This window comes from Propionivibrio sp. (assembly GCF_016790145.1).
GTDB lineage: Bacteria > Pseudomonadota > Gammaproteobacteria > Burkholderiales > Rhodocyclaceae > Propionivibrio.
This window is the reverse complement of record NZ_JAEUOI010000007.1, coordinates 1-9569: the sequence shown is the minus strand read 5'-3', so window position 1 is coordinate 9569 and position 9569 is coordinate 1. Positions and strand designations below refer to the sequence as shown.

The window sequence follows — 9569 nt, the reverse complement described above, 5'->3', positions numbered from 1 at the left end:
GGGCGCGTCGATGGGCATGGCGCTCGGCCTCGACAAGGGGCGTGCCGATTCCGAAAAGGACAAGAAGATCGTCGCCGTGATCGGCGATTCGACCTTCCTGCACATGGGCATGCAGGGTCTGCTCGATATCGTTTATAACCGCGGCAACGTCACCGTGCTGCTGCTCGACAATCGTGCGGTCGGCATGACCGGCGGGCAGAGCAATCCCGGCACCGGTCGCGACATTCACGGCAACGAAGCGCCGCGCGTCGATTTCGCCAATCTCGTCAAGGCGCTGGGCGTGCGCGAAGAGCGCGTGCATGTGGTCGATCCCTACGAGTTGCCGACGCTGTTCAAGACGCTGCGCCAGGAAACGAAAATTGCCGAACCCTCGGTCATCATCACCAACCAGCCCTGCGTGCTGGTCGAGGACTACCATGCGCGCAAGCCGTTCAGGGTCATCGATGACAAATGCACGGGCTGTGGCAACTGCGTCGATGTCGGTTGCCCGGCCATCCACGTAACGCGGCGCGACAAGGTGGTCAAAGCCAACGGCCGTGAAGTCGAGCGCTCCTTCGTGCGCATCGAAAGCCCGGCCTGTACCGGCTGCGGCCTCTGCCTGCAACCCTGTGCCCCTGACGCCATCGTTCCTGTCGAGATGCTGGCGATGCCGATCAGGGTGGTGAAAACACATTAACCTCTTTCAACGCAGAGGGCGCTGAGACGCAGAGTTCGCAAAGAACGACAATTTTTTCTCTGCGTTCTCCGCGTCTCTGTGTACTTCGCGTTGAAAGCGTTTCGGAGTTTCAAAGATGTCTGAAATTACCAACATCCTCGTAGTCGGCACCGGCGGTCAGGGGGTCATGACGGCCACTGAAATTCTGGCCGAGGCAGCCATTGCCTTTGGTCACGATGTCAAAAAGACAGAGGTCGCCGGCATGGCGCAGCGCGGCGGGGTCGTGTCTTCGCATTTGCGTTTTGGCCCCAGGGTTTTGTCGCCACAGATCTCGCCGGGAACAGCCGACGTGCTGCTCGGGTTTGAAGCCGCCGAAGGCATGCGCTGGCGCCACATGTTGCGCCCCGATGGTCTGGCGTTGATGAATACCGGGCGTCTGGTGCCGCCGGTGGTCGACATCGGCCTCTACGATTACCCTGAAGATCCGGTCGCCGAAGTGCGCGCTGCCGGAACGCGCGTTTTTTCCTTCGATGCCTCGGCGATTGCCAAGGAACTCGGCGATATCAGGCTCGGCAATACGGTCATGCTCGGTGCTATCTCCGACCATCTGCCGTTCTCGGCGGAGGTGCTGGAACAATGCATTCTCAAACGCTTTGCCACAAAGAAGCCCGAACTCATCGAGCTCAACCGTCGCGCCTTTGCCGCCGGTCGGGCTGCTGCCGCGCAGGCCGCACAAACCGAAGCGGCCTGAGTTGCGGTAGAATCCGCCACTCGTTTTAACTTGGAAGTTGCGCCAGCGACTCACGAATCTCCCCTCACCCACTGGGAGAGGGGCTGGTGGGCGAGATTGGGAATACGTGGAACATGCTCCGTGCCAATCGATCGATTCCGGCTGCCAGGCCGGAATGAGCCCTGCAAGGGAGGGAAACGGGCAGGCTGGCAGCTTTCATCATGTGGGTTGGCGACAAATTGCCGTTCGCAGGCGTGAGATCTCAAGGCCCATTGCCTGCGCGCCGACATTCATGTTGCAGCGATCGGCAAAGCGAAGATGATTACCGGTGACATGATCAAGCCTGGCGGTGTGGGGTCGATGACGATCACCTTGCTGCTGGCCAATACGCTGGAAAGTGTCGGGCGCGCTACAAGCGTCCGGAAGTTGCAATAAAGCACATGGTGCACTAAATGCCATCGGCGCAATGCCCTGTGGTTATTGCGCCGAATGGAACCTGTGAATGTTTAAGGAAATGAGCATGGTCAAACATCCAATGATTGGTATCGTGATGGGTTCGGACAGCGACTGGCCGGTGATGCGTTCCTGCGCCGAGATGCTCAAACGCTTCGGCATTCCCTATGAAGCCATCGTCCTCTCTGCGCATCGCACGCCCGATGCGGCGCTCGATTACGCCGCCTGCGCACAGGAGCGCGGTATCAAGGTGCTGATCGGCGCGGCGGGCGGCGCGGCACACCTGGCCGGGGTGCTGGCGGCAAAGAGCGAATTGCCGGTTCTGGCGGTTCCCATGCCTTCAAAACACTTGCAGGGGCTGGATTCCCTGTTGGCGATGGTGCAGATGCCCGGCGGTATTCCGGTGGCGACCTTTGCCATCGGCGAGGCCGGTGCGGTCAATGCAGCACTGTTCGCGGTGGCCATGCTGGCCTTGAACGATCGTGGCCTGGCGAAAAAACTCACCGAGTTTCGCACCAGCCAGACTGAAAATGTTTTGTCAAAAACGCTGACGGACTTGCCCTGATGTTGAATTGACCCCGGTTCTTTCCTTGCCACCTACGCGCTTATTGCCAATAAAACAGAGCCTTGCCGGATGACGCCAGACTTTACCCGGGCCGTCGGGTTTTTGCAGGCCGGCAAACTGGTCGCCTTTCCTACCGAAACGGTTTATGGGCTGGGTGCCGATGCTGCGAACCCGGAGGCGGTGGCCAGAATATTTGCCGCCAAGGGGCGGCCAGCCGATCACCCGTTGATCGTGCATCTGCCCGGCGCGGGGCATCTTGAACGCTGGGCGCGGGACATTCCTGCCCTCGCCTGGGAGCTGGCTGAAGCGTTCTGGCCGGGGCCGCTGACCCTCATTCTCAAACGCGCGCCGGAAGTGCCTTACGCCGTGACCGGCGGGCAGGAAACCGTTGGCCTGCGCATGCCGGCTCACCCTCTGGCGCTCGGCCTGCTACGCGCCTTTGCGCTTGCTGGTGGCGGTCGGGGCGGGCTGTGCGGTATCGCGGCGCCGTCGGCCAACCGCTTCGGGCGCATCAGCCCGACCGAAGCGGCGCATGTGCATCAGGAACTCGGCGCTACGGTGGCTCTGGTGCTTGACGGCGGTCCGTGTCAAGTGGGTATCGAATCGACCATCATCGACCTTTCGTGTCACGGCGATCAGCCGCCGCGCCTGCTGCGCCCTGGGCACATCACGCCGGAGCAGATTTACGCGGTCACGGGTGTGCGGCCCGAGTGGCCTGCAGAAATGTTGGGCGAAAACGTCCCGCGCGTTTCCGGTTCGCTGGAAGCTCACTACGCGCCACTGACACCGATGTATCTGGTTGCAAGCGAGCAATTGCCGGCAGTCATTGCCGAATTGCAGAAAAGCGGGCGGCGCTGCGCTCTGCTGGCACGTACCCGGCAAACGCTCCCGGTGCTGACCCATGCGCAAAGCCAGTTGCCGGACGAAGCGGAAGCTTATGCACACGGCTTGTATGCGGCCTTGCGCGAGCTTGATCGGTCCGCTAACGATGTCATCGTGGTTGAGGAGGTTCCTGCGGATCCCGCCTGGGCTGCGGTGGCGGATCGCCTGCGCCGGGCGGCCTGTGGCTCCGGCGAGGTCTGATCAATCGTTAAAACGCAATTGCCAGCTCGTTCAACGCAGAAATCGCAGAGTCAAGAGGGTGCAGAGGAGAAATCGATACCCTCCCCAGGGTTGATCGGCTTCCTTTTCATGGACATTTGTCGAAATATGCCAATTGAGACGTTTCCCTATGGCGCTGATCGTCGCTTCATTTCCGCTACCATGGTGGTGAATTGCTCTTCGACCTCATGCTGGATGAAGGTGCCACCGAAGGTCCGACCGATCCCCGAATCGGGAACAACCTCGGCGCGGTAGCGGATCAGGGTGACGAGCCCGCTCTGCGAAAGTTCCAGTTCGCTTTCAAAGCGCTTTGCATTGCCGGAGATCTGCCTGGCAAAAATCCGCTTCATCGGCTCCAGCCGGATTTCTCTCTCGGATGCAAATGAATACGAGAAAATTCCGTAGTGTGCGGTTCCCTCCTGATCCACAACCAGCGTATTGCCATTGCGGCGGACGATCTTGCTCGACGCCAGGTTGCTCAGAATGCCGGTCATGTTGTCGAAATCGGTCAGCACCTCCCATGCCTTACGCATAGGTACCTGCACCTTGATTGTTGCATCGACGATAAAAGCCTCACCGCTTTTCTCGATACCAACGATAACCTCCGGCTCGACGCCGAACGCCGAACGACTGATGATCAGCAGAAAACAGGCGAGCAGGTGTAAAAAATTCGCTGCGCGGTGTGGCCGATTGAGCATTTTCATCTCCGGTCGCGGTGGGATATTTCGATGACCCGCGCCCGTCGCGCGAGCTCCTCAACGAGTGCGACAGCCGAACTACGATTGGCGGCATCGAGGTTGGCATCCCACTCGTCAAGCAGATAAACAGGATAGTCGGTTTTGGCGACAATTTCGCGCAAAACCTGTAATTGCCGTTCGCCCGACGAGAATCCTTTCTTCTGGGCGGCTTCTTCGGCGGCAATGATTTCTTGTGCATCGTCTTCGCCTTCTCCGCCTTCTTCGCTTGCTGCTGGTGAGGACAAACCAACGTTGAACGCAAAAACCAGTCGATCCTGCGTTGGCCAGTAATAAGCCTTGCCATGCAGATGCGCCTTGAGCGCCGCCAGCAGCGTTGATTTGCCGCTGCCGTTGCCGCCGCGTACGGTGATCAGACCGGTGGCTGCGGCCAGCGCGTGGTGCACGGCATCGGCGAGCGAAGTGCAGGTGCGCTCGTTTTCGCCTTCCCTGAGCACAATGCGGCCGAAACCGATCCGCCCGACAAAGCCGGCATCAGGCAAGGGATGCAGGTGCTCGCTGATGCCCTTGATGCGTGTCCATACCGCCAGCAGATCGGTAAAGCCGACGGTGAGTTGGTGCATGTCCAGCGTCATCTCGATCTGTTTGGGCAGCGTCGCCGCCAGGGCGATCAGCAGCGCCGTATCGCCTTCATACTGCACGGCGATCCAGGCGGTGGTCGACAGCACCAGGATCAGCGCGATCATCCCGCTGATCGCGCTCCAACCTTCGCGCAGCATGATGGCGTGAATCTGCGCGGCCAGCGCTTCGCTAAGACGCTGCCGGAAATCACGGTGCCAGAAAGCAAAGTTGTAACGATTGCCGCTGAAAATGTTGTCCCAGGCGTTGTAAGTGCGCGCCGTCATGCGGTTGGTCATGCGCTGGTTTTGCAGGTAGGCCGCCGCCAGCGGTGTGCGCATGAACCATTGCAGGGTGGCCAGAATGACGAAAGCGGCGGCAAAGGCCGTCGGCAGACCGGCGTCGATTTCAAACCCGAGCACCAGCGAAGTGAACAGCAACTGGAAAGTCAGGCGCAGATGAAACTGCAGGGTAAAGATCAGTTCGAAGCAGACGTGGAAGGTTTCGCTGGTGAGAAAGGGCTCGGTCTGTTCGCGTGCCGCCGTATCGCCGAGCAAGGCTGTCTGGTAGCGGTTCTGGCGGGCGAAGTACAGCATGTAGCGCGAGTACGCGCCGAAACCGGCGCGCTCGGCAAAGATCCAGCTCACCGCGCCGGCCAGATAGGAAAGCGTTTGCGCCACAACGATCCACTCGAAGGGGCCGGCCGAAATGTTTTCTTCGGAGATGTCGCGGGCGATCGTGATGATCAGCCAGGTCGTTGCCGCGCTGCAAAATTCCTGGATCAGGATCATCGCCAGCATGGCGTACATCGCCGAGCCGATCAGGAAGCGGAAGAAGTCGCGGGGCCGGAAAGCAGATGGCAGGGCAGAGGACATGGGCGATGGCATTTAGACGGATGCCGGTATTGTGACAAGGATTGGAGCGAGAAAACAAAAAAGCAGACTTGCGCCTGCTTTTTTTTGTTTACCGCGAAACAGGCAGAGCCTGTCCGAAATTACTTCGGGGCGGGTTTCTTCTTTGCGGTTTTTTTCTTTGCGGCCATGGTGAGGTCTCCAGTCAAGGTTGTAAAAAACACTGCGATCAAGTCGCAAAAGAAGTGTATGCGAAATGAGCTCAAGTTTGGAATCGACTATTTGTAAGAAATTGTAATTCTCAATGGGAGCCGGATCTCAGCACCCGCCACACGGCATAACGGGAACGCTGGACAGGCTGTTGGCCGGTGCGCTGTCGATCAACTTGCGGCTGATGGCCAGATAAACCAGCGTGCGCTTGGCCTCATCCCGCAGGCGGATATTTAATATTGCGGATTGATTCCGACCCTGGGCGTTGCGGTCGATGGGCTGCTCACCGGCTCGCAGCAGTTCGGCATGATGCGCGGTGTGAGCGAATCGCTTGCAGGCCGGGTAGGCATCCTTCCGCCTTTCTCGTACACGGAATTCCCTCGCTCAGGTCTCGGCGAGACTTTATGGAACGGCGGCTATCCGGTTCCCGCCATTCACCCCGATCGGCGCGACCTCTGGTTGCGCAGTTATATTGCGACCTACATCGAGCGCGATGTCAGGCAGATACGCAATATTCCTGACCTGCGCAGCTTCAATCAGTTTCTCAACCGGGCAGCAACCCGCCATGGCCAGGTATTTCACGTCGCCGACCTGGCACGAGAGCTTGGCATTACCCAGCCGACAGTGAAAACCTGGGGAGGTGTCCTTGAGGCGTCCTACATCGCCTACTTTCTGCCGCCATGGTTTGCCAACTATGGCAAGCGGGGGGCAAACACCCAAGTTCTATTTCTACGACTATGCCCTCGTTGCCTTGTTGAAGCGCCAGCCGGATGCTGCCGCTGTGCTGACCGGACAGATGGGCGGGCCGCTGCTGGAAGGCTGGGTTGTCACCGAAGCCGTCAAGGTGTTCATGGCCTTGGGGCGCAAGACGGACTTGTATTTCTGGCGATCGCACGATGGTCTTGAAGTTGACCTGTTGATCGTTATCGACGGAAAGCTGCAGCCCGTGGAGATCAAGCTGACGGCCATACCGGGCACCGGCCATGTCGAGCCACTCAATCGCTTCCTTGCCGTTGCCGGTGACGAAGCGAGCGGTCAAGGGCTCCTCGTCTGCCGTATAGAAAAAGAGCGAGCCTTGCCCAATTGACATCTTGCCCTGCCGTGGCAATCGTTTCCCGAAGGGTTGCAGTAGCGTCTGGTGAAGCCTGCAGGCTGATTCAAAGCCGGCGCTGGCAGGCCGGCGCCGATTGCTTATGTCGGCATGCTAAGCACGTGACCTGTCAGCCTGCGTGCCATGGGTGCCAGGAAGAAGATCACCGGTACGCCGCGAGCTACGGGCAACGACGTCGAGCTATGCCTTGCTTTTTTCCGGCAAGGTCTCAAGCGCCGGTTTGTTTATCAGCACGACTGCCACGCTACGCCGAACCCGATACCGCAGGCCTGGTTGCCGGTGAGGCGGCTTCAAAGTCGGGAACAAAACCAGCGCAGAGAACTCGTAAAAACGGATTGACTATTTTTTTTGTCTAGTTTCCATCGCTCTTCGGATGTGTGGCTTTGAGACTGTAACCCGGTTCGTTCGCGGTTATCAGCTACGTTGTATCGATACAGCAACCCAAGATCTGGCGCTGGGGTTTGTCGGCAGACGTTAGTACTTTCGGACTATTGCGGGAAGCTTGTGTTGGATGTAAATTCCAAGTGCTATGGACCGATCTGCTCACACTTTGTCCAGGCTGCAGTGAGGCAGGCAAATGCGTTCAATGCGAGTCACACGTTTCATCAATAACCCTTTTCAAGAGCAAGAGGAACAGACCATGAGCCATCTTCCCAAGCGTTTGCGCGTCAGTGCCCTGGCCAATGCCGTTTCTGCCGCAATTAGTGGCGTTCATTCTTCAAGCCACCGCCTTGGGCTGACACACAACACCTCGAGAGCGCTGCTCTTGCCTGCGCTCTTCGCTACCCTGGTCGGCGTCGCGCATGCCGCCCCGGTCAGTTGGGTGCCAGACGCCGATGGCCTCTGGACTACCGCGACAAACTGGAGCAGCAATCCCTCGCTGCCCGGCTCTCTCGATGCCGTCACCATCGATGTCGGCGGAGCGACGGTGCGTACCATCAGCTTCAACAGCGGCAGTAGCGGGATTACGTCCCTCACCAGTGAAGAAAACCTGATTTTTTCTGGCGGCACACTCAGCGTCAGCGGAGCGTTCGTCAGCGGAGTGATCAACAACACCGCGGCAACGACGATCTCTGGCGGCACGCTCACGCTGAACGGTGTGTCGTCTCTCAAAACGTTCACGCAAAGCAGCGGCATACTCAATGGCACCGGGGCCGTCACCATCAGCGGTGCCAGCATCTGGACCGGCGGCACGATGACCGGCACCGGCAGCTCCACCTTCGCCAGCAGCCTCGACCTCAGCGGTCCCGGTTTGAAGGACATCACCAACGGACGCGCCGTCAACTTCAACGGCACCACCACCTGGACGACTCCCAGTGCCGGTAACGGCCGCATCCGCACCGGCAGCGGGGTGACGCTGAACAACAACGGCACCTGGCTCGACCAGAACACCGTCGCCAATCAGATCAGCAACGACTTCGGCGGCCCGGCGTCAACCTTCGTCAACGCCGGCACCTACACCAAGAGCGGAGCCGGCACGACGAACATCGCCATTGGCTTCAACAACACAACCACTGGCGCCGGTACCGGCGTGGTGAACATCAACGCCGGCACCTTGCAGTTGGGCGGCGGCGGCACCAGCAACGGCAGTTTCGCGGGCGCCGGTACGCTGGAATTCAGCGGTGGCACGTACACGCTGCAAGCAGGGTCCAGCATCACCAACCCCAACGTCGTCTTCAGCGGCGGCACCACCAACCTGGCCGGCACCTACAACGCCAGCGGGACCACCACCGTCAGCAACGGCACGGCCAACTTCACCGGCACCGTGGTCAACAGCGGTGGCGCGTTCATCCTGAGCGGCGGCGGCACGGCCAACTTCAGCAACAACGCCGGCGTGCTGTTCCCCAGCCTGAACATGCAAGGCGGTACCATTAGCGGCACCCAGGCGGTGACCTTCACCGGCCCGTCCTCCTGGGGCACCGGCACGATGACCGGTACCGGCAGCACCACCTTCGCCAGCGACCTGGCGCTGGACACCGTCGGCTTGAAGGACATCACCAACGGCCGCACCGTCAACTTCAACGGCACCACCACCTGGACAACCCCCAGCGCCGGTAACGGCCGCATCCGCACCGGCAGCGGGGTGACGCTGAACAACAACGGCACCTGGCTCGACCAAAACACCGTCTCCAATCAGATCAGCAACGACTTCGGTGGCCCGGCGTCTACCTTTGTCAATGCCGGCACCTACACCAAGAGCGGAGCCGGCACGACGAACATCGCCATTGGCTTCGACAACACATCCACAGGCGCCGGTACCGGCGTGGTGAACATCAACGCCGGCACCTTGCGTTTGGGCGGTGGCGGCACCAGCAACGGCAGTTTCCTTGGCGTCGGCACGCTGGAATTCAGCGGCGGCACGCATAACCTGCAGGCGGCATCGAGCATCGCCAACCCCAACGTCATCTTCAGCGGCGGCACGGTCAATCTGGCCGGCGCCTACAACGTCAGCGGCGCGACCACAGTCAATGGCGGCACCGCCAACTTCACCGGTGTACTAGCCAACAGCGGCGGCAACCTTATCATTAGCGGCGGCACGGCCAACTTCAGCAACACCGCCGGTGTGCAGTACAACGCGCT

The 9569-nt window shown here is 59.9% G+C and carries 9 protein-coding genes and 1 pseudogene; 7 read left to right on the top strand and 3 right to left on the bottom strand.

Going from position 1 to position 9569, the window contains the following annotated elements:
* From JNM42_RS00605 to JNM42_RS00585, 5 genes and pseudogenes are all read left to right on the top strand, one after another.
* Positions 1 to 676: thiamine pyrophosphate-dependent enzyme (locus JNM42_RS00605; RefSeq protein WP_294264564.1), on the top strand; the 676-nt coding region annotated here is incomplete at its 5' end.
* A 115-nt stretch (positions 677 to 791) separates the two neighbouring features.
* A complete protein-coding gene (locus JNM42_RS00600; protein WP_294264562.1) occupies positions 792 to 1406 on the top strand; it encodes an indolepyruvate oxidoreductase subunit beta in 615 nt (204 codons plus the stop codon).
* Positions 1407 to 1664: 258 nt separating this feature from the next.
* A pseudogene (locus tag JNM42_RS00595) lies at positions 1665 to 1820 on the top strand (bifunctional methylenetetrahydrofolate dehydrogenase/methenyltetrahydrofolate cyclohydrolase); the annotation flags it as partial.
* Positions 1821 to 1899: 79 nt separating this feature from the next.
* Positions 1900 to 2403 (top strand): 5-(carboxyamino)imidazole ribonucleotide mutase, encoded by a 504-nt coding sequence (purE, locus tag JNM42_RS00590; RefSeq protein ID WP_294264566.1) that lies wholly within the window; start codon positions 1900 to 1902, stop codon positions 2401 to 2403.
* 69 nt (positions 2404 to 2472) lie between these two features.
* Positions 2473 to 3486 (top strand): L-threonylcarbamoyladenylate synthase, encoded by a 1014-nt coding sequence (locus JNM42_RS00585; RefSeq protein WP_294264558.1) that lies wholly within the window; start codon positions 2473 to 2475, stop codon positions 3484 to 3486.
* A gap of 146 nt (positions 3487 to 3632) precedes the next feature.
* Here JNM42_RS00585 and JNM42_RS00580 read toward each other — a convergent pair whose 3' ends face one another.
* The 3 genes from JNM42_RS00580 to JNM42_RS19390 all read right to left on the bottom strand — a co-directional run bounded on the left by JNM42_RS00580 (position 3633) and on the right by JNM42_RS19390 (position 6103).
* Positions 3633 to 4202, bottom strand: coding sequence for an SRPBCC family protein (locus tag JNM42_RS00580; RefSeq protein WP_294264555.1), 570 nt, complete (start codon positions 4200 to 4202; stop codon positions 3633 to 3635).
* A gap of 2 nt (positions 4203 to 4204) precedes the next feature.
* A complete protein-coding gene (locus JNM42_RS00575; RefSeq protein WP_294264552.1) occupies positions 4205 to 5692 on the bottom strand; it encodes a hypothetical protein in 1488 nt (495 codons plus the stop codon).
* A 294-nt stretch (positions 5693 to 5986) separates the two neighbouring features.
* Positions 5987 to 6103 (bottom strand): CreA family protein, encoded by a 117-nt coding sequence (locus tag JNM42_RS19390; RefSeq protein ID WP_366504387.1) that lies wholly within the window; start codon positions 6101 to 6103, stop codon positions 5987 to 5989.
* A 469-nt stretch (positions 6104 to 6572) separates the two neighbouring features.
* Between JNM42_RS19390 and JNM42_RS00570 the strand changes: the two genes are divergently transcribed.
* A complete protein-coding gene (locus tag JNM42_RS00570; RefSeq protein ID WP_294264550.1) occupies positions 6573 to 6965 on the top strand; it encodes a DUF4143 domain-containing protein in 393 nt (130 codons plus the stop codon).
* A gap of 664 nt (positions 6966 to 7629) precedes the next feature.
* Positions 7630 to 9569: hypothetical protein (locus tag JNM42_RS00565; RefSeq protein WP_294264548.1), on the top strand; the 1940-nt coding region annotated here is incomplete at its 3' end.